The 19,980-nt window shown below is 55.3% G+C and carries 18 protein-coding genes; 16 read left to right on the forward strand and 2 right to left on the reverse strand.

Translation table 11 applies throughout. The features are described 5' to 3' along the window. Positions 1-360: 360 nt before the first annotated feature. Together cycA and UC15_RS22965 are read left to right on the forward strand one after the other, a co-directional pair. Entirely contained in the window at positions 361-1,761 is a 1,401-nt protein-coding gene (gene cycA, locus UC15_RS22960; protein WP_112291202.1) for a D-serine/D-alanine/glycine transporter, read from the forward strand. A gap of 194 nt (positions 1,762-1,955) precedes the next feature. Continuing rightward, positions 1,956-3,653, forward strand: a complete 1,698-nt coding sequence (locus tag UC15_RS22965) for a DUF262 domain-containing protein (protein WP_112291204.1) — start codon at positions 1,956-1,958, stop codon at positions 3,651-3,653. Between the two features lie 54 nt (positions 3,654-3,707). Here UC15_RS22965 and UC15_RS22970 read toward each other — a convergent pair whose 3' ends face one another. Continuing rightward, positions 3,708-4,697 carry a metal-dependent hydrolase gene (locus UC15_RS22970; RefSeq protein ID WP_112291205.1) on the reverse strand — a complete coding sequence of 330 codons (990 nt, stop codon included), beginning with the start codon at positions 4,695-4,697 and terminating at the stop codon, positions 3,708-3,710. Positions 4,698-4,707: 10 nt separating this feature from the next. Beyond that, positions 4,708-5,397, reverse strand: coding sequence for an HTH-type transcriptional regulator RutR (gene rutR, locus UC15_RS22975; RefSeq protein ID WP_112291207.1), 690 nt, complete (start codon positions 5,395-5,397; stop codon positions 4,708-4,710). A gap of 411 nt (positions 5,398-5,808) precedes the next feature. On the opposite strand from rutR, the gene rutA reads away from it, so the two are divergent. From rutA to UC15_RS23045, 14 genes are all read left to right on the forward strand, one after another. Beyond that, positions 5,809-6,900: a pyrimidine utilization protein A gene (gene rutA / locus UC15_RS22980; RefSeq protein ID WP_095921289.1), complete on the forward strand. Its 1,092-nt coding sequence runs from the start codon at positions 5,809-5,811 to the stop codon at positions 6,898-6,900. Continuing rightward, a complete protein-coding gene (gene rutB / locus UC15_RS22985; RefSeq protein WP_181955514.1) occupies positions 6,897-7,649 on the forward strand; it encodes a pyrimidine utilization protein B in 753 nt (250 codons plus the stop codon). The genes rutA and rutB overlap by 4 nt, the downstream gene beginning before the upstream one ends. A 26-nt stretch (positions 7,650-7,675) precedes the next feature. Further along, positions 7,676-8,062, forward strand: a complete 387-nt coding sequence (gene rutC / locus UC15_RS22990) for a pyrimidine utilization protein C (protein WP_112291208.1) — start codon at positions 7,676-7,678, stop codon at positions 8,060-8,062. A 42-nt stretch (positions 8,063-8,104) separates the two neighbouring features. Beyond that, complete coding sequence (rutD, locus tag UC15_RS22995) at positions 8,105-8,944, forward strand: pyrimidine utilization protein D (protein WP_112291210.1); 840 nt, start codon at positions 8,105-8,107, stop codon at positions 8,942-8,944. Next, positions 8,929-9,519, forward strand: a complete 591-nt coding sequence (locus tag UC15_RS23000; protein WP_112291211.1) for a malonic semialdehyde reductase — start codon at positions 8,929-8,931, stop codon at positions 9,517-9,519. The genes rutD and UC15_RS23000 overlap by 16 nt, the downstream gene beginning before the upstream one ends. Before the next feature lie 31 nt (positions 9,520-9,550). Further along, entirely contained in the window at positions 9,551-10,138 is a 588-nt protein-coding gene (gene rutF / locus UC15_RS23005) for an NADH-dependent FMN reductase RutF (RefSeq protein WP_112291213.1), read from the forward strand. A gap of 34 nt (positions 10,139-10,172) precedes the next feature. Beyond that, complete coding sequence (rutG, locus tag UC15_RS23010; RefSeq protein WP_112291215.1) at positions 10,173-11,519, forward strand: pyrimidine utilization transport protein G; 1,347 nt, start codon at positions 10,173-10,175, stop codon at positions 11,517-11,519. Between the two features lie 255 nt (positions 11,520-11,774). Continuing rightward, positions 11,775-13,415 carry a TIGR04028 family ABC transporter substrate-binding protein gene (locus UC15_RS23015; RefSeq protein WP_112291217.1) on the forward strand — a complete coding sequence of 547 codons (1,641 nt, stop codon included), beginning with the start codon at positions 11,775-11,777 and terminating at the stop codon, positions 13,413-13,415. 16 nt (positions 13,416-13,431) lie between these two features. After that, positions 13,432-14,391 (forward strand): ABC transporter permease, encoded by a 960-nt coding sequence (locus UC15_RS23020; protein WP_112291218.1) that lies wholly within the window; start codon positions 13,432-13,434, stop codon positions 14,389-14,391. After that, positions 14,388-15,251, forward strand: a complete 864-nt coding sequence (locus tag UC15_RS23025) for an ABC transporter permease (protein ID WP_112291220.1) — start codon at positions 14,388-14,390, stop codon at positions 15,249-15,251. Before UC15_RS23020 ends, UC15_RS23025 begins: the two co-directional genes overlap by 4 nt. After that, positions 15,248-16,867: an ABC transporter ATP-binding protein gene (locus tag UC15_RS23030; protein ID WP_112291222.1), complete on the forward strand. Its 1,620-nt coding sequence runs from the start codon at positions 15,248-15,250 to the stop codon at positions 16,865-16,867. The genes UC15_RS23025 and UC15_RS23030 overlap by 4 nt, the downstream gene beginning before the upstream one ends. Positions 16,868-16,907: 40 nt before the next feature. After that, entirely contained in the window at positions 16,908-17,969 is a 1,062-nt protein-coding gene (locus UC15_RS23035) for a putative FMN-dependent luciferase-like monooxygenase (protein WP_112291223.1), read from the forward strand. Continuing rightward, positions 17,966-19,075: an alkylhydroperoxidase domain protein gene (locus tag UC15_RS23040; RefSeq protein ID WP_112291225.1), complete on the forward strand. Its 1,110-nt coding sequence runs from the start codon at positions 17,966-17,968 to the stop codon at positions 19,073-19,075. The genes UC15_RS23035 and UC15_RS23040 overlap by 4 nt, the downstream gene beginning before the upstream one ends. After that, positions 19,068-19,928 (forward strand): VOC family protein, encoded by an 861-nt coding sequence (locus UC15_RS23045; protein WP_112291227.1) that lies wholly within the window; start codon positions 19,068-19,070, stop codon positions 19,926-19,928. The genes UC15_RS23040 and UC15_RS23045 overlap by 8 nt, the downstream gene beginning before the upstream one ends. Positions 19,929-19,980 lie beyond the last annotated feature (52 nt).

Genomic DNA, 19,980 nt, shown 5'->3' on the forward strand with positions numbered 1-19,980 from the left:
TTATTCTCCTCTACCCTGATGATGTCAAACGCTTACCCTTACTTTTTTTACCGTCTTTCCGGTAAATATTTGTGAAGCTCATCACACCAAAAAAAGGTATTATTCTTCCCCTTCGGCTCATACCTGATTAATTAACACTCAGTTATCCACTATGTAAAAATTACGATACATTTACCCCCGCTGGCATTTTTCATGCCGGTTATAACATATTCGAAATTAACATTATTATTACAATCACTCACTCCGGCTGTCGTTCCAGCTGAGAGGATATAAGAGCCTCAGAGCTCGAATAATTGCCGTAAATGAATGCGATATGGCGGAGTTCATACGCAGAAAGCAAAAAACAGGAATCTATACAACATGCAAGAAGAGTCAAAAATCCTCGCCCGGCCAGAGGAAGAGAACGCGGAAGGTCTGCGGCGAAATCTCTCCAACCGCCATATCCAGCTTATCGCCATCGGTGGCGCTATCGGTACCGGCCTGTTTATGGGCTCGGGAAAAACCATCAGCCTCGCCGGTCCGTCCATCATCTTCGTCTACATGATCATCGGCTTTATGCTGTTTTTCGTCATGCGTGCGATGGGCGAACTCTTATTGTCCAACCTCGAATACAAATCTTTCAGCGATTTTGCCGCCGACCTGCTGGGCCCGTGGGCTGGCTATTTCACCGGCTGGACCTACTGGTTCTGCTGGGTGGTGACCGGCATCGCGGATGTCGTGGCAATTACCGCCTACGCACAATTCTGGTTCCCCGGCCTCTCGCAATGGATCGCCTCCCTGCTCTGCGTTCTGGTGCTGCTCAGCCTGAATCTAGCCACGGTGAAAATGTTCGGTGAGATGGAATTCTGGTTTGCGATGATCAAAATCGTCGCCATCGTCGGGCTGATTATCGCCGGACTGGTGATGGTGCTGACCCACTTCCAGACTCCAGCAGGCACCGTCGCCTCCTTCAGCAATCTATGGAATGACGGCGGATTCTTCCCGAAAGGCGTCAGCGGCTTCTTTGCCGGTTTCCAGATAGCAGTGTTCGCGTTTGTCGGAATCGAGCTGGTGGGCACTACTGCCGCCGAAACCAAAGATCCGCAGAAGTCCCTGCCGCGCGCGATTAATGCCATTCCGCTGCGCATCATCATGTTCTACGTTTTCTCGCTGATCATGATTATGTCCGTCACACCGTGGAGCCACGTAGTTGCGGATAAAAGCCCGTTTGTTGAACTGTTCGTGCTGGCCGGTCTCCCCGCGGCGGCGAGCATTATCAACTTTGTGGTGCTGACTTCGGCGGCCTCTTCCGCTAACAGCGGCGTGTTCTCCACCAGCCGCATGTTGTTTGGTCTGGCACAGGAAGGCAATGCGCCGAAAGCGTTCGGTAAACTCTCTTCCCGCGCGGTGCCGTCAAACGGCCTGACCTTCTCCTGTATCTGCCTGCTCGGCGGTGTGGTACTGATTTATCTGATCCCAAACGTGGTGACGGTCTTCACGCTGGTCACGACCGTTTCGGCGATTCTGTTTATGTTCGTCTGGACCATCATTCTTTGCTCTTACCTGGTCTATCGCCGTCAACGCCCTCAACTGCACGAAGCATCCATCTACAAAATGCCACTCGGTAAACTGATGTGCTGGGTCTGTATGGCATTCTTCGCCTTCGTTCTGGTGTTGCTGACCTTACAGGATGACACCCGTCAGGCGCTTCTCGTCACGCCGTTGTGGTTTGTGGTGCTGGGGATCGGTTATTGGTTGCGCACGAGAAGTCGCCGGGCGTAATCACTGAAATCATTTCGACAAAGAGAATTTTCGGGTTCTCTTTTTTATTAAAAAATTTCAGAAAAATCATCAGGAAATCAATTAATTTTGACGCTGGTCAACTGCGAGCATTTCTGAATACTTCATATAATGCACTCCCTTAGTATGGCGCGTAACCTTTGGGGATTATTTTAAAAACCAAAGGATTGATTGTAATGAAAGCTGCCGCAGCGAATTTACTCAGCCTGATTAAAGGCCCAAAACAATTTGTAATTCCCATCTATCAGCGCACTTACAGCTGGCAACAAGCTCAATGTGAACAATTGCTTCGCGATATCCTGCGAATCAGTGACAGTGAAGATATTCACGGTCATTTTGTCGGTTCAGTGGTCTATTTTCAGGAAAGCCTGCACAACGTCAGCGATGTTCCGCAATTACAGGTGATTGATGGTCAGCAACGTCTGACGACCGTCACATTACTGATCGCAGCGTTGGCTGATTTCGCGAAAGACAATCCCGACATTATCGATACCAACGCAACGAAACTTAAAAACTATTATCTTTTCAATGCCGAAGAAGATGGCGATCTTCACTACAAACTTCTTCTGACACGCAGGGATAAGCAGACACTCATCTCGCTACTGAAAGAGATCCCACACACAGAGCCCGCCTCTCAGCGCATTTTAGAAAACTATCAGTTTTTCAAGTCACAGATAAACGCGACGACAGCAATCGCGATTTACAACGGGTTGATGCGGCTGTTTGTAGTGGATGTGGCACTCGAGAAAAATGTTGATAATCCACAGTTGATTTTCGAAAGTCTAAACAGTACGGGGCTTGATCTCTCACAGGCAGATCTAATTCGAAATTACGTTCTGATGGGACAACCCCATAAACAGCAGACTGAACTGTATGAAAAGTATTGGTATCCAATGGAGCAAGGCTTTGGAGACGAATACACGCAACGTTTTGATGCTTTTATGCGCGATTACCTTTCAGTCAAAACGGGAAATATCAGCCGTATCGCGCAGGTATATGACGAATTTAAGCAATATGCTTACGACTGGCTGAGAACAAGTACCCTTGACGCGTTGCTGGCCGATGTCCAACGCTATGCCAATTTCTACACCAATATGGCATTACATCAGGAACCTTCAGAAAAAATACTTAATGTATTTAGACGAATATCCCGGATTAGAGTCGATGTCTGCTATCCATTCCTTCTCGCTGTATATTCTGATTATGCCAACAATGTTATCTCGGAAGAGGAGCTTATCGAAGTACTCTGCCTTGTCGAAAGTTACGTATTCCGTCGTTCAATCTGCGGCATTCCACCCAACAGCTTGAATAAAACTTTTGCAAACCTCTATAAATCTGTAATTCAGGAACAGTACGTAGAAAGCGTTCAGGCAGCTTTCCTCCTGCTCACGACCTATAAACTTTTCCCACTGGATACGGAATTCAAAAATGCGCTGCTGACAAAAGACGTCTATAACTTCCGTAATGGCAGCTATCTTTTGGAAAGACTGGAAAATTACAAAAGAAAAGAACCCATCAATGTTGAAGACTACACGATTGAACATGTCATGCCGCAAAATCCGCATTTGAATAATGAATGGCAACAGCAACTGGGTGATAACTGGAAGCTGGTTCAGGAAACGTGGCTTCATTCGTTAGGTAATCTGACGCTTACCGGTTACAACGCGGAAATGAGTGATAAATCCTTTGAGAAGAAAAAGTGCAGTGAGGAAGGGTTCGATCATTCGCCACTTCATCTTAATACCTGGATGCGTCAGGTTGATGAGTGGAATGAAGAACAAATCAAGGGCCGGGCAAATGATTTGATCAATAAAGCAATTAAGGTCTGGCAGGCACCGTATCTTGATGAGGAAACGTTGAGTAAATATCAGTAAAACAACGAGTGATACAAACAAGGAGCCACCCGGCTCCTTTCACCTTACTGCGGATTACTCCACTTCAAGCGCCTGCCAGAACTGATCCAGCATTTTTCTGGCGGACGGTCTGGCGGATGCCACTTTCACCGGCAGTTCTGGCGGCATACCGGGTTTCATTTCGCCGAGATCAAACACAAAGGTGTAATCCGGTTCCTGTCCCATGCGTAAATCGCTGACCAGAATGTGGCCGCCCTGCTCTTTTACGCTGAAGAAACCGTGGCTAAACCAGGCGACGCGCGCCAGAAACGCATTATCTTTATGCGCCTCGTATAACGCTTCGCCGCGCGGATAAAAGCGAAAGCGGATCGGTGAATCCGGATGCAACAGCGAGGTGAATCCTTCGCCGTAGCTGTCCTTATTCATCACCACCACGCGCCATACCAGCGAATTGAGCGGCGTCGGCGTGACCAGCACCTGCGTGCTTTCGATATTCTGGCGTTGTAATTCCTCGCCAACATGCCGCGTCACCTGGTGTTGCTCGAAAGCGGTACAGGCCAGATACAAACAACTCACCCCCAGCAGCACGTTATTCCACGTGATCCCGCGCTGTTGCTCGCGGTACAGCGCCAGCCCGACGCCGATGATCAGCGGTAAGGTATACAGCGGATCGACGATAAAAATGCTGCCGACCGCAAACGGATAGTTTGTGAAAGGTAATCCGAGCTGCGTACCGTAAACGGTCATTAAGTCCAGCAGCGGATGGGTGATCAGCGCCAGCCAGACCGCGCCCCACCAGTGTTTGAAATGCCGCCCGCCGCTGAGCAGTTTTGCCATCAGCCAGGCCAGCAGCGGTGAAATCAACGTCAGATACAACAGCGCATGGGTTTCAGTGCGGTGCATCGTCATATTACTGATGGCGTCACCGTGATCGTAAAACACATCCAGATCGGGCAACGTACCGCAGACTGCCCCGGCCAGTGCGGATTTCCACACCGGCGCGCGTTTGCCCATCACCGCGATACCGACCGCCGCGCCCAATACTAACTGAGAAACCGAATCCATCCTGACCTCTTTAAGCCCGAAGCTGAATGCCTTCGGTAATAATGTGCTGCACGTTATTCACCGTCTGTTCAAAAAACTCAGGATCGCTGAGCGTTTTACCGGTGATAGCCTCAACCTGTACGCCAAAGTCCGCGTAATGCTGGGTGGTTGCCCACAGCATAAAAATCAGCTGCATCGGATCAACCGGCGCGATCAGCTCATCTTTGATCCAGCCGCGAATAACATCCGATTTATCTTCCACCAGCGTTTTCAAACTCCCGCCCAGTTCCTGTTTCAGCAACGGCGCGCCCTGCACCATCTCCAGACAAAACAACCGCGATGCCTGCGGATGGTCACGGGATACACACAGTTTCAGGCGGATATATTCACGTATCGCTTCCAGCGGATGCTGATCAGACTGCAATGCTTTCAGCGGCGCCAGCCAGATATCCAGCAGCCCTTTCAGTACCGCGATATACAAATCTTCTTTTGACGGGAAGTAATACAGCAGGTTGGTTTTTGACACGTCGGCGCGCTCGGCAACCTGATCCAGACTGGTGCCATGAATGCCGTACAACGAAAAGAATTCCAGCGCCGCCGCCATGATGTTGCCGCGCTTGGCAGCGACCGCCCGCGAGCGACGCGACGGGGTTTTCGCCGCCGTCTGACGGGATTTTTTCTCTCCGGCGGCAGGCTGCGGAGGTTCGACCAATGGCTTCACAACGTCTCCCTGAGACAAACGGCAAGGCTGAAATCATAGCAAATGGCGCTACAGGCGACTATCGCTATGCATCCCGATGATGGAAGTAACACTGACAATATTAATGCGTAACCATTAAGGATTATAAAATTAACAATTCTGCACCATTTACGCTCAATCCTGCCTGATAAACGTGCAGTTATTTTTGACCAGATGGTCTGAAACAGACCGTTTGCTCCACCAAAATTTCGGACTTGTTTTTAACCTGCTGATAATCATCATGATTTAAAAACTGGCATCCGCTTTGCAATAACCTTTCCGTCTGGAGATTTCAGCACGGTGCAATTCGGAACCCGCAGGACGCACTCAAGCCGCGCAGAGATTTTCGCAAGCCCTTGTTTTGGTACTTATTATTTTCAATCGAGGTGAGCTATGAAAATCGGTGTCTTTATTCCTATCGGCAACAACGGCTGGTTAATTTCAGAAACTGCGCCGCAGTACAAACCGACCTTCGAACTGAACAAAACCATCGTGCAGAAAGCGGAGCACTACCATTTCGATTTCGCGCTGTCGATGATCAAACTGCGCGGCTTCGGTGGCAAAACCGAATTTTGGGAACACAACATGGAGTCATTCACGCTGATGGCCGGTCTTGCCGCCGTGACCTCCCGCATCCAGCTTTACGCCACCGCCGCCACGCTGGTGATGCCTCCGGCGATCGTGGCCCGCATGGCGGCGACTATCGACTCAATCTCTAATGGCCGTTTCGGCGTGAATGTCGTCACCGGCTGGCAGAAACCGGAATACGAACAAATGGGCATGTGGCCGGGAGACGACTATTTCACCCGCCGCTATGACTACCTGACCGAATACGTCAGCGTTCTGCGCGACCTATGGGGCACCGGCCACTGCACGCTCGACGGCGAATTCTTCAAAATGGACGACTGCCGCGTCAGCCCGCGTCCGCAAAGCGAAATGAAAGTGATCTGCGCCGGCCAGAGCGATGCCGGTATGGCGTTCTCCGCCAAACACGCCGACTTCAACTTCTGCTTCGGTAAAGGCGTTAACACGCCCACCGCCTTTGCGCCAACCGCTGCGCGCATGAAAACGGCGGCAGAAGCTGAAAACCGCGACGTTTCCTCTTATGTCCTGTTTATGGTGATTGCCGACGAAACCGATGCCGCTGCCCGTGCTAAATGGGAGTTATATAAAGACGGTGCCGACGCCGATGCGCTGGCGTGGCTCACCGATCAGAGCAGCAAAGACACCAAATCCGGCGCCGATACCAACGTCCGCCAGATGGCTGACCCGACGTCCGCGGTCAATATCAACATGGGCACACTGGTCGGTTCTTACGCCAGCGTCGCCAGAATGCTCGACGAAATCGACACCGTGCCCGGCGCAGGCGGCGTGCTGCTGACCTTTGATGATTTTGTGCAAGGCATTGAAAACTTCGGCCGTTACATCCAGCCATTAATGAAAACCCGCCAGCACATCGGCACTGAGCAAAAAGAGGTCGCATGATGAACGTTGTTGAGAATCAAACTGTGGTCCGCCGCGAACCCCAAAATACCGGCGAGGAAACGATCCTCACAGCACGTCCTGAAGCCATTGCTTTCACGCCGCAGCAAACGGCGCTGATTGTGGTGGATATGCAAAACGCCTATGCCTCACAGGGCGGTTATCTGGATCTGGCCGGTTTTGATGTTTCCGCCACCGCGCCGGTGATTGCCAATATCAAAGTGGCGATTGCTGCCGCCCGTGCCGCCGGTATCAAAGTGATTTTCTTCCAGAACGGCTGGGACAACCAGTATGTCGAAGCTGGCGGTGCCGGTTCGCCGAACTTCCATAAATCCAACGCGCTGAAAACCATGCGCAAGCGCCCGGAACTGATGGGTAAACTGCTGGCAAAAGGCGACTGGGATTATGACCTGGTGGACGAACTGCAACCACAGCCCGGCGACATTGTGTTGCCCAAACCGCGCTACAGCGGCTTCTTCAATACCCAGCTCGACAGCCTGCTGCGCAGTTACGGTATTCATCATCTGGTGTTCACCGGCATCGCCACCAACGTGTGCGTCGAATCCACGCTGCGCGACGGTTTCTTCCTCGAATATTTCGGCGTGGTGCTGGAAGACGCCACCCATCAGGCCGGACCTGAATTCGCGCAAAAAGCCGCGATTTATAACATCGAAACCTTCTTTGGCTGGGTCTCCAGCGTGCGCAATTTCTGCGACGCCGTAGGCTACAAAACTGAACAAAACGCGGCCTGACCGCTTTCTGAAAAGGACGATTAACGATGCCTAAAAGCGCCATTATTCCGGCTGGCAGCGGCGTTCCGCTGGCACCTTTTGTTCCGGGCACTCTCGCCGATGGCGTGGTGTATGTTTCCGGCACCCTGCCGTTTGATAAACACAATAACGTGGTGCATGTCGGCGATGCCGCTGCGCAAACCCGTCATGTGCTGGAGATCATCAAAAGCGTGATCGAAACCGCAGGCGGCACCATGGATGACGTCACCATGAACTCGATTTTCATCACCGACTGGGCAAATTACGGCGCAGTGAATCAGGTGTATGCCGAATACTTTCCGGGAGAAAAACCGGCACGTTTCTGCATTCAGTGCGGGCTGGTGAAACCGGATGCGCTGATCGAAATCGCGTCCATCGCCCATATCGGCAAATAATCCGTGCGATGGAACCTGTCCTGAACTCCCTGAGGTAACAGCATGTATTACAAGATACTGGGTAAGAAAAATGCTGATGCAGAAACCGTCGTGCTTTCTTCCGGTCTCGGCGGTTCCGGCGGCTTCTGGCAGCCACAGCTGGCGATGCTCGCGGAACATTTTCGTGTAGTGGTTTACGACCAGCACGGTACCGGCGTCAGTCAGGGCACGGTGCCCGCCGGTTACCGCATGGAAGACATGGCCGATGAGCTGGCAGGCATGCTCAACGAGCTGGAAATCAGCCGCTGTCATCTGGTCGGTCACGCTCTCGGCGGCATTATCGGCCTGCATCTTGCCCTGCGATATCCGGCATTGCTGCAAAGTCTGGTGGTGATTAACGGCTGGACGAAGCTCGACAGCCAGACGCGGCGCTGTTTTGAAGTGCGGCAGAATCTGCTGCTCAATAGCGGTGTGGATGCCTATGTGCAGGCGCAACCGCTGTTTCTGTATCCGGGTGACTGGCTTTCTGAACATGAGGCGTTATTGCAGGAAGAGCGCCAGCATCAGGTGGCGCATTTTCAGGGGATGGAAAACCTGCTGCACCGCTTGCAGGCGCTGATGGATTCAGACCTGACGGACAGCCTGGACCAGGTGATTGCCCCGACGCTGGCCTTCAGCGCTAAAGACGATTTGCTGGTGCCGTGGTCGCGTTCGGTGGTTCTGGCTTCCCGCCTGCCCCAGGGCGAACACACACAAATGCTGTACGGCGGCCATGCCATGAGCGTGACCGACCCGGAAACCTTTAACCCGATTTTACTGGACTGGCTGCGGCGACATTCAGCGCAAGCGCCCGCTACGCCGTCCGGTCACCTGCCCACGGAGACATCATGGCCGAAGCATTAACCGCCAGCGCACTGGCGACTTTATTCACCGAAGCCCGCACCCACAATGGCTGGCTGGATAAACCGGTGACCGGCGAACAGCTGAGAACGATTTACGAACTGGCGCACATGGGCCCGACCTCGGCCAACTGCAGCCCGGTGCGCATCGTGTTTATACAGAGTCAGGAAGCGAAAGAAAAACTGGCTCCTGCGCTTTCGGGCGGCAATCTGAAAAAAACGATGACCGCACCGGTGACGGCGATCATTGCCTGGGATCCGGAATTTTACGAACTGCTGCCGGAACTGTATCCCTCCGGCGATGCCCGTTCGTGGTTCACCTCCAGCCCGCAACTGGCGCATGACACGGCATTTCGCAACAGCAGCTTGCAGGCCGCGTACCTGATCATGGCCTGCCGCTCCCTCGGGCTGGATACCGGGCCGATGTCCGGTTTTGACAACGCCAAAGTCGATGAAACATTTCTGGCGCAGGAAGGCTGGAAATCTAATTTCCTGATCAACATCGGTTACGGCGATCACAGCAAAGTGTATCCCCGTGCGCCGCGCCTTGATTTCAACCGCGCCTGCCGTGTGCTGTAAGCATCACTGAATAAATTCTGAGGACATGACCATGCAATCCCCCCTGAACGCCACATTGTCAGCGACCGATATGCCCGTCGTTGAGAAACAAGTCGTTGTTGAAAAACAGGCCGCCGTTGAAAAACAAGCCACTGTCGAGAAACAAGAGTATCGCGATGCGATGGCGCGTCTCGGTTCTGCCGTCAATATCATCACTACCGACGGCCCCGGCGGACGTGCAGGTTTCACCGCCTCTGCCGTGTGCAGCGTGACCGATACGCCGCCGACATTGCTGGTTTGCCTGAACCGCTCAGCATCCGTGCATTCAGCGTTTACGCAAAATCAGGTGCTGTGCGTAAACACGCTGGCTGATTGTCATGAGTCACTGTCCAATTTATTCGGCGGAAAAACGCCGATGGAACAACGCTTTGACGCCGCCGAATGGGCACGTCTCGCCACGGGTTCGCCCATCCTCACCGACGCGCTGGTGTCGTTTGACTGCAAAGTCACACAAATCACCCGCGTCGGCACCCATGACATCCTGATTTGTGAAGCCGTTGCATTGCGACGCAACGACGACAGCCACGGACTGGTGTATTTCGACCGGCGCTATCACCCGCTGATGCGTCAGATAGCCTGATAACTCAATCCTCTCAACTTAGTAAGGGTCGTGCATGGCAAATACCTGGTTTCCACAATGGCGTAAAAGAGAAGGCAATCTGGATGGCGCGGTGATCGCACCGGATGAACGACTGCCGTTCGGATCGACAGTGATCATGGGTCTGCAACATACGGTGGCAATGTTTGGTGCCACCGTCTTAATGCCCTTGCTGATGGGTTTTGACGCCAACATGGCGATTTTGATGTCGGGCATCGGCACCTTGCTATTCTTCCTGGTCGTCGGCGGGCGTGTGCCCAGTTATCTCGGTTCCAGTGCTGCGTTTGTCGGGCTGGTGATCGCGGTGACCGGCTACAGCGGCCACGGCGCCAACCCGAATATCGGCGTGGCGCTGGGCGGTATTATTGCCTGCGGCGTGGTCTATACGCTGATCGGTTTTGTAGTGATGGCGGTCGGCACGCGCTGGATTGAACGCCTGATGCCGCCGGTCGTCACCGGTGCGGTGGTGATGGCGATCGGCCTGAACCTCGCGCCGATTGCCATTAACAGCGTATCGGCTTCTTCATTCGACAGCTGGATGGCGGTGATGACCGTGCTGTGTATCGGCTCAGTGGCGGTGTTCACCCGCGGTCTGGTGCAACGTCTTTTGCTGCTGCTCGGGCTGGTGGCGGCGTATCTGATTTACATGGTGATCACTAACGGACTCGGGCTCGGTACTCCGGTGGATTTCAGCGCCGTGGCACAAGCGCCATGGTTTGGCGTGCCGGCCATCACCACGCCGGTATTCAGCTCTCACGCCATGCTGATGATTGCACCGGTCGCGGTAATTCTGGTGGCTGAAAACCTCGGCCACATTAAAGCGGTGGCTGGCATGACCGGCAAAAACCTGGATCCCTACATGGGTCGCGCCTTTGTCGGTGACGGACTGGCGACCTTACTTTCCGCCTCGGCGGGCGGTACCGGCGTCACCACTTACGCAGAAAACATCGGCGTGATGGCCGTAACTAAAATCTACTCCACGCTGATTTTTGTCGCCGCCGCCCTCGTTGCCATCGTGTTGGGCTTCTCGCCCAAATTTGGTGCACTGATCCACACCATTCCGGGGCCGGTACTCGGTGGCGCGTCGATTGTGGTGTTTGGATTAATCGCCGTGGCCGGTGCGCGTATCTGGGTACAAAATCAGGTGGATCTGGGACTTAACGGCAATCTGATTATGGTGGCGGTCACGCTGGTACTGGGCGCAGGCAACTTTACCCTGAGCCTGGGCGGTTTCAGCATGGGCGGTATCGGCACCGCGACTTTCGGTGCGATTCTGCTGAATGCCTTCCTGAGCCGCAGCAAACAGGTAAAAACACAGCCTGAAATAAAAACTGGCACAGAAGCTGCATTAAAAGATCACTGACGACCTCAGTTTCTCCTTAGCTCATCATTTTTGATGATCGCCAGCGGTTATCCGGTCCACCCGTCCGGATTAGCCGCTGGTTTTTTTCTTTCTTCCTCCCGCCCATTTTCCCTAATGCCGTTTCCAGCTAACGATTGCAAAATTCCTTCGTTCACCTCCCCCTTAAATTGGTTTGTTATGGGCTCAGCACTTTCGTTCTAAGAACGCATATGTCATTCACCTGCCATCACACCAAATAAGAAAAAGGGTTTAACGATGAAGAACATTCGCCGGATTAACGCGGTGACCCGCGCACTGGCTTTAGGGGCACTTCTCACCAGCACGTTTTCCGCCATCGCCGCTGACGGCACACCGGTACAGGGCGGCACCCTGATTTATCTCGAGCAACAGGCGCACACTAACCTGTATCCGCCCGCAGGCGGCTTCTATCCCAACGGCGGCATACTGAATCAGATCACCGATAAACTGACCTATCAGAATCCGAAGACGCTGGAGATTGAGCCTTGGATCGCCGAATCCTGGACTTTCAATGCCGATAAAACCGAATACACATTCAAGCTGCGTCCGGGCGTAACCTTCTCCGACGGCACGCCGCTGGACGCCAGCGCGGTCGCCAAAAACTTTGATACTTACGGTCTGGGCAATAAAGCGCATCACCTGCCGGTTTCCGAAGTCATCAACAATTACGACCACAGCGAAGTGGTTGATCCGCTGACCGTGAAGTTCTATTTCAAAAAATCCTCGCCGGGCTTCCTGCAGGGCACCGCGACGATTGGCTCCGGTCTGGTGTCGCTGAGCACGCTGGATCGCAATTTTGATGCGCTGGGCGACGCCACGCACATCATCGGTTCCGGCCCGTTCGTGGTCAGCAAAGAAACGCTGGGACGTGAAGTCGATCTGACGGCGCGGAAGGATTACAACTGGGGGCCGAAAAACCTCAAACAGCAGGGTCGCGCCAATCTTGACAGTATCAAAGTGATCGTCACCGGCGAAGACAGCGTACGTATCGGCGCGCTGCTGGCGGGTCAGGCTGATTTCATCCGTCAGGTTCAGGCGTATGACGAGAAACAGGCTAAAGACCAGAACTTCCCGATTTATGCCGCGCCGACCAAAGGCGTTAACGACAGCATTTCGTTCCGTCCGGACAACGCACTGGTGTCGGATCTGAAAGTGCGTCAGGCGCTGCTGCATGCCACCAACAGCAAACAGGTTGTCGACACGCTGTTCTCGCCAAACTATCCGCAGGCCACGTCTGTGATTGCCAAAACGGCGGCCGGTTATGTCGATCTGAGTAACAAACTGACTTACGACCCGACGCTGTCCAAAAAGCTGCTGGATGAAGCGGGCTGGAAACCGGGTCCGAACGGCATACGCCAGAAAGACGGCAAAACGCTGTCGCTGACTATTTATGAATCCCTGCCACAACCGCAGAACAAAGAAGTGTTGCAGCTGGTTTCTCAGCAGTGGAGCCAGGTCGGCGCGAAGCTGAATATTCTGGCGGGCGATGCGGGCAGCCGAGTGGCGGATAACCTCGATCCTGAGAAAACCCCGGCCAACGTGGTGGAAGTCGGACGTGCCGATCCGGACGTGATTAAAAGCTCCTTCTACCCAACTAACCGCGATGCGCTGCTGCAAAAAGGTGGCCTGAGCAGCAAGGTGAAAAGCTTCCGCGACGACAAACTCAACGATCTGCTGACCGCGATCTCTGCCGAAGTCGATCCGAAAAAACGTCTGGCACTGACCGGCGACGTGCAGAACTACCTGCTCGATCAGGCATACGTGATTCCAATTTTCGAAGAGCCGCAGGTGTTTGCCGGTGCGCCATATTTCAAAGGCGTGAGCTTTGAAGCGGTCGGGCGTCCGAGCTTCTATGGCGCTTGGCTGGAAAAGCATTAACAGACGGGAGTCAATCATGAGCCGATACGTAAGCGGTCGATTCGGGCAGGCATTGCTGGTGCTGTGGGCGGCGTTTACCGTCTCCTTCATCTTGTTGCAGGTGCTGCCCGGCGATGCGATTCTGATTAAATTCCAGAACCCGGACATGGGATTAAGCCCGGCGCAGATTGCCGATATGCGCGCTGCGTACGGCGCGGATGTGCCGGTCTGGCAACAATATCTGCATACGCTGGGTAATTTCCTGCGCGGGGATCTGGGCTATTCGATTCAGGCTGGCGTACCGGTCACCGAATTACTCAGCAGCAACTTCCCGCCGACGCTGCGTCTGGCGCTGATTGGTTTCGCACTGGCCGCCGTGGTGGCCTTTGCGCTGGCATTTCTTTCCAGCCTGCTGCATTTCGGCTGGCTGAAAAACGCCTTACAGGCAGTGCCGTCGCTGTTTATTTCCATTCCCACCTTCTGGCTGGGCATCGCGCTGATTCAGTTCTTTTCGTTCCACCTGCGCTGGATCCCGGTGATCAATCCGGGCGAATGGGTCGGGCTGATTTTGCCGATTATCACGCTGGCGGTGCCGATTTCCGCGCCGCTGGCGCAGATCCTCATCCGCAGCATTGATCAGGTGCAAACCCAACCGTTCGTCGCCGTCGCCCGCGCCAAAGGCGCCAGCCGCAGCGGCGTGTTGTGGCGACATGTGGCACGCAACGCCCTGCTTCCGGCGCTGACCATTGCCGGTTTGCTGTTCGGCGAACTGATTGCGGGAGCACTGATCACCGAAACTGTCTTCGGTCTTAACGGCCTCGGACAACTGACCCAGCAGGCAGTCAACAATCAGGATGTCGCGATATTGCAGGCGATTGTGGTGATTTCCGCCGCCGCCTTTGTCGGCATCAATTTACTGGTCGATTTGCTGTATCCGTTACTCGATCCGCGCCTTAAAGCTTCTGCTTCTAAAAACTCACGGGGAGCCACCGCATGAGCAGCTTACCGCTTGGCAAAAGTACGCTTTCATTGCCGCTCACACAACGCCGCCGCTGGAAACCGGCCAGCCTGCAACCGGGATTAATCCTGGCGTGGCTGGTGATGGCGACCGTCATTTTGTGGGCGATTGCACCTGGTTTATTTACGGATTACAGCGGCACCGAAGGGATTGCCGGTGCGCAGCGTCTCGCGCCGCAGGCCGGACACTGGCTGGGCACGGATCAGCTTGGCCGCGATGTGTACGCGCGTATTGTCTACGGCGCATCACATTCACTTTCCGGCGCGCTGGTCGCCGTGGCGCTCGGGCTGGTATTCGGCACCGCACTCGGTCTCGCAGCCGGTGCCAGCGGCGGTCTGGTGGATGCCATTGTCATGCGCATCAACGACGTATTGCTGTCCATCCCCGGCCTGCTGCTGTCGCTGAGCGTGATTATTTTGCTTGGTTTCGGCACGGTTCATGCGGCGATTGCCGTCGGTGTGACGTCGGTTGCCAACTTCGCCAGACTGGCACGTGCTGAAGTGGTGCTGGTGCGTCACAGCGATTACGTCGAAGCGGCGTATGGCAGCGGCGGTTCCTTCTTCTCCATTTTGTGGCGACACATTTTGCCCAACTCGCTGACCTCAGTGATTGCCTTTTCCGCACTGCAGTTCGGCAGTGCCATTCTGGCGATTTCCACCCTGAGCTTTCTCGGTTACGGCACGCCGCCGCCGACGCCGGAATGGGGGTTACTGATTGCCGAAGGCCGTAACTACATTTCCACAGCCTGGTGGCTGACCACCTTCCCCGGCGTGGTCGTGGTGTTAGTGGTGCTTTCCGCCAACCGCATCAGCCAGTCATTACGCAGGAGAACGCGATGAACGCACAGGCCACTTTTACGCATGACGCTCCGCCGGTTCTCGAACTGGAAAACGTATCAATTGCCTACGACGGCAAACCGGTGGTGCATAACGTATCGTTTACGATTAACGCCGGAGAAGTGCTGGCGCTGGTCGGCGAATCCGGCTCAGGGAAAACCACCACCGCACAGGCGATTATTGGCCTGCTGGCGGAGAACGGTCATATCGAACAGGGCGAAATTCGCCTGAACGGCACGGACATCAGCCAGTGGTCGCAGCGCCGTCTGGATGCCCTGCGCGGCGCGCGCATCAGCCTGATACCGCAGGATCCGACCAGTTCGCTGGATCCGGTGAAAACCATCGGTTCGCAGGTGGCGGAAATTCTTGATATCCATCAGAGACTGCCGCGTGCGCAGCGCAACGCCCGCGTGGTGGAACTGCTTTCCCGCGTTGGCCTGTCACATCCTGAACAGCGGGCTAAACAATATCCGCATGAACTTTCCGGCGGCATGAAACAGCGCGTTTTAATTGCCATTGCAATTGCGCTGCAACCGGCGCTGATCATCGCCGATGAGCCGACCAGCGCACTGGATGTCACGGTGCAAAAACGCATTCTGGATCTGATCGACGAACTGCGCCGTGAATTCGGTACGGCCGTGTTGCTGGTGACACATGACCTGGCGATTGCCGCTGAACGCGCCGACCGGTTACTGGTATTCCGTCACGGCAAAGTGCAGGAACAGGGCATCACCCGCGAGGTGCTGGATGCGCCGAAAAGTGATTACACCCGCCAGCTGTTCGCCGATATCCCTGCCCTTTCCGGCCGCCACCGCGCGCAACTTCGTACGTCGGAAGATCCGGTGCTGGTGGTCGAAAACATCACCCATGATTTCACGCTGGGCGGCAAAAATCAGGCGGCGTTCCGCGCTGTAGATCATGTGTCATTTCGTATTCCGCGCGGCACTACGCATTCGCTGGTCGGCGAATCCGGCTCCGGCAAAACCACGCTGGCACGCATTCTGCTCGGTTTTCAGAAACCGGACAGCGGACGTGTGCTGATTGACGGCGAAGACATCACGCGCCTGAAAGGCGAAGCCTTGCGTCAGCTGCGCAGGAAAATCCAGCTGGTGTATCAGAACCCGTTCGCCTCGCTGGATCCGTCGCAAACGCTGTTCAAAGTGATTGAAGAACCGCTGCTGAATTTCGAAAAAATTCCCGCTGCCGTGCGCCGTGAACGGGTGCTGGATATCGCCCGCCGCGTGGCGCTGCCGGAAGAATTACTCAGCCGCAAACCGCGTGAACTGTCCGGCGGGCAGCGCCAGCGGGTGGCGATTGCGCGCGCATTAATTTTAGAGCCGAAAGTGCTGATCCTTGATGAAGCGACGTCGGCGCTCGACGTCACCGTGCAGGCGCAAATCCTGACATTGCTTTCACAGTTACAGGATTCACTCGGCCTGACCTATTTGTTTATCTCGCACGATCTGGCAACCGTCCGGCAAATCTCGCACAGCGTCTCGGTGTTAAACCGCGGACAGCAGGTAGATTCCGGCAACGTGGAAGACGTATTCGCCCTGCCTTCCAGCGATTACACCCGCCAGCTGATTGACGCCATACCCGGCCGCCACCGCGCCGCCTGAACCCGTACATGACCGTCCGTACAGAAAAAAGAGGGACATTATGAGCAGTAAACGTCTTGGATTCTTCACCCGCCTGCTGGACAACACCAGCGCGCAGGAACGTTACCGGCTGGCGACCGAGCAAATTATTCATGCCGAACAGTTAGGCTTTGATTCCGCGTGGGTCGCGCAGCACCATTTTCACGAGGCCGAGGGCGGCCTGCCTGCGCCGCTGGTTTTCCTCGCGCAGGTGGCAGCGCATACCCGCTTTATCCGTCTCGGCACTGGCGTGATCACGCTGCCGATGGAAAACGCATTGCGCGTTGCCGAAGACACCGCCGTGCTGGATTTACTCTCCGGCGGACGGCTTGAAATCGGTTTAGGCTCGGGCGGTACGCCGACGTCATTCCCGCCGTTCGGGCTGGAAAGTCAGGATCGCGGCAAGGCCTTTGGCAACAATCTGCAAACCCTGCTCACCGCCTGGCGCGGCGAACCGCTGGCAGGCACCGATAACCGTTTATATCCGGCGGCACCACAACTGGCGAACCGTGTCTGGCAGGCGACGTTCTCGGTGGACGGCGGCGCACGTGCCGGTAAATCCGGCGACGGGCTGATGCTTTCGCGCACTCAGCCACGTCCGCAAGATGCGCCTGATTTACGTCTCGATGAACTGCAAAACCCGATTATCGATGCCTATCTGGATGCACTGCCGGAAGGCGTGACGCCGCGCATCATGGGATCGCGTACCGCATTCGTCACTGAAAACGGCGATGAAGCTCGTGAACTGGCGCAAAAAGGCTTACGCCGTCAGGCCGAAAACCACCGCGCCAGCGGGCAGATTGTGAAAGGCGATACGCTGGACGATTACATCCGCGCTTTCGACGTGCATCTCGGCACGGCGGCACAGGTCACCGCGACATTGCAGGCCGATACTGCGCTGGCACGTGTCACCGATCTGGCGTTTCAGGTGCATTCCATCGATCCGCCGCACCCTTACATTTTACGTTCCATCGAACTGATTGCCCGTCACGTTGCGCCCGCGCTCGGCTGGGTTCGCCGCACGCCGCAACGCCGTGTTTCCACCTCCGCTGCCGACTCCTCATTCTCAAGGGAAGCCCTATGACTACCTATTCGACCGACCTGCTGGAAAAGCTGGCTGACATCGCCCCGGACTCGGCGCTGAAACAGGCTCGCGACACGCGTGATGCCGCAACCCGTCACGCACAGGGCAGCTATGACGCGCTGTTTACCGAACAGGATGGCGTGGATTTTTCACTGGCTGAACGCCTGCGTTTAGCGCAAAACGTCGCGCGCTGGCATGGCGATTCGCAACTGACTAACCACTATTCCGAACGTTTGCAGGATTTGCCCGACATCGACGAAACTGCCCGTCTCGACGCTGCGCTGACGCACGGTGAACGCCTGAGTTTCAAACCTGCCAGCGCGACGCCGGCGCATTTGCAGGCACTGAAAAAAGCTGGCTGGTCGGCAGATGCGATTGTCACACTGTCGCAACTGATCGCTTTCGTCAGTTTCCAGAGCCGTGTGCTGCGCAGCTACCGGCTGATTGGCGGCAAGCCGGTAGATAACGGCAGCAATAAACCGGTCGGTGCCGCGTTCTGGCGCACCGAACCGAATACCCACAGTGGCCGCGATGCACCACAGGCCTTTACCCAGGAAGAACTGGGCTGGGAGCCGTGGATACCGGCGAAAAAGCTGGAAGAATTTGATGAAACCCAGCAAGCGATCCTGGCGAAATTCGGTCATACGGATTCCGACTATTTCCGCCTGTTAGGCCGTAATCTGCCGGTGCTCGAGCAGCGCACGCTGACCGACAAAGGAATTTTCTACACCTCCGGCGGGCTGCCGCGTAAAGAGCGCGAACTGGCCGCCACCGTCGCCAGCAAAATCAACGGCTGTATTTACTGCGCATCGGTGCATTCACGCAAAGCCAGCCAGCTTTCCAAACAGACGGAAGATGTCCAGCGCCTGATCGACACCCCGCCGGGTGGCATTCTCAGCAAAGAACAATCCCCGCGCTGGCAGGCCGAAATTGATTTCGCCGCCGCGCTTTCCGCTACCCCGCCGGTCGCCACTGAGCAGCACATTGCGGCGTTGCGCGAACAGGGTTTAGACGAACTTGAGATTGTCGATCTGGCGCAGTCTGCGGCGTTCTTCGCCTGGGCAAACCGTCTGATGTTAACGCTGGGAGAACCGTTTAATGACTGAAGCTCAACATCCGCAGCCCCTTCGCCCGCAGCTTGATCACGTGGTGATCAACGTCGCCGAACAACTGGATCAGGCCGGGCAGCAGTTTCGCCGTCTGGGATTCCATCTCACGCCGCGTGGCCATCACTCGCTGGGATCCAGTAATCATCTGGCGATTTTCGGCGAAAACTATCTGGAACTGCTCGGCTTTGAGCCGGGCAACGCGCACACCCGCAAAGACCTGTGGCAGGCGCCGCTTGGCCTGACCGGTCTGGTGTGGAAAACGCAGAATTCATCGGCGGTGTACGAACATCTGCAACAGCAAAACATTGCGGGTTCCGCACCGGCAGAATTCTTCCGCCCTGTGGCGCTCAACGATGGCACCTCGCCGAATGCGCGTTTCCGTACCGTACCGCTGGCCGCCAGCCGCGTACCGAATGGCCGCAGTTTCTTCTGTCATCATCTGACGCCGGAACTGGTGTGGCGCAACGAATGGCAAAACCACCCGAACGCCGTGGCTGATATCACCAGCTTCGTGATTTCTGCAGCAAATCCGCAGGACGCCGCAAAAGTCTATGGAGAGTTATTTGGTGCCGCTGCACTGGAGATCAGACCGCAGGAAGTGGCCCTGCGCGCGGGTCGCGCCACCGTCCGGTTTATCACGCCGGAGCAAGCCACCGCTGAATTCGGCATTGTGCCGGAAGGCGAAAACGGCAGCGCGCGGATGGTCGGACTGGAATTCGCCACCCGATCGCTGGAGGCAGTACGGAATAGTTTGCGGGTGGGGGAAATACCCTTCAGGGATGACGTTAACCGTGTGTCTGTCCGGGCAGCGGACGGGCTTGGGGTGGCGCTTGGATTCAGCGAGGAATGATCTGCTTTTAGCTCCTCCCCCTGCGAAGGGGGAGGCCGGGAGGGGGTTTTAA

Origin of the sequence: Rahnella sp. AN3-3W3 (assembly GCF_003263545.1) — a bacterium.
GTDB lineage: Bacteria > Pseudomonadota > Gammaproteobacteria > Enterobacterales > Enterobacteriaceae > Rahnella > Rahnella variigena.

What these genes read in the sequence shown, in the direction of transcription:
- cycA (WP_112291202.1), top strand. Translation starts at nt 361, where the DNA reads ATGCAAGAAGAGTCAAAAATCCTCGCCCGGCCAGAGGAAGAGAACGCG.
- UC15_RS22965 (WP_112291204.1), top strand. Translation starts at nt 1,956, where the DNA reads ATGAAAGCTGCCGCAGCGAATTTACTCAGCCTGATTAAAGGCCCAAAA.
- UC15_RS22970 (WP_112291205.1), bottom strand. Translation starts at nt 4,697, where the DNA reads ATGGATTCGGTTTCTCAGTTAGTATTGGGCGCGGCGGTCGGTATCGCG.
- rutA (WP_095921289.1), top strand. Translation starts at nt 5,809, where the DNA reads ATGAAAATCGGTGTCTTTATTCCTATCGGCAACAACGGCTGGTTAATT.
- rutB (WP_181955514.1), top strand. Translation starts at nt 6,897, where the DNA reads ATGATGAACGTTGTTGAGAATCAAACTGTGGTCCGCCGCGAACCCCAA.
- rutC (WP_112291208.1), top strand. Translation starts at nt 7,676, where the DNA reads ATGCCTAAAAGCGCCATTATTCCGGCTGGCAGCGGCGTTCCGCTGGCA.
- rutD (WP_112291210.1), top strand. Translation starts at nt 8,105, where the DNA reads ATGTATTACAAGATACTGGGTAAGAAAAATGCTGATGCAGAAACCGTC.
- UC15_RS23000 (WP_112291211.1), top strand. Translation starts at nt 8,929, where the DNA reads ATGGCCGAAGCATTAACCGCCAGCGCACTGGCGACTTTATTCACCGAA.
- rutF (WP_112291213.1), top strand. Translation starts at nt 9,551, where the DNA reads ATGCAATCCCCCCTGAACGCCACATTGTCAGCGACCGATATGCCCGTC.
- rutG (WP_112291215.1), top strand. Translation starts at nt 10,173, where the DNA reads ATGGCAAATACCTGGTTTCCACAATGGCGTAAAAGAGAAGGCAATCTG.
- UC15_RS23015 (WP_112291217.1), top strand. Translation starts at nt 11,775, where the DNA reads ATGAAGAACATTCGCCGGATTAACGCGGTGACCCGCGCACTGGCTTTA.
- UC15_RS23020 (WP_112291218.1), top strand. Translation starts at nt 13,432, where the DNA reads ATGAGCCGATACGTAAGCGGTCGATTCGGGCAGGCATTGCTGGTGCTG.
- UC15_RS23025 (WP_112291220.1), top strand. Translation starts at nt 14,388, where the DNA reads ATGAGCAGCTTACCGCTTGGCAAAAGTACGCTTTCATTGCCGCTCACA.
- UC15_RS23030 (WP_112291222.1), top strand. Translation starts at nt 15,248, where the DNA reads ATGAACGCACAGGCCACTTTTACGCATGACGCTCCGCCGGTTCTCGAA.
- UC15_RS23035 (WP_112291223.1), top strand. Translation starts at nt 16,908, where the DNA reads ATGAGCAGTAAACGTCTTGGATTCTTCACCCGCCTGCTGGACAACACC.
- UC15_RS23040 (WP_112291225.1), top strand. Translation starts at nt 17,966, where the DNA reads ATGACTACCTATTCGACCGACCTGCTGGAAAAGCTGGCTGACATCGCC.
- UC15_RS23045 (WP_112291227.1), top strand. Translation starts at nt 19,068, where the DNA reads ATGACTGAAGCTCAACATCCGCAGCCCCTTCGCCCGCAGCTTGATCAC.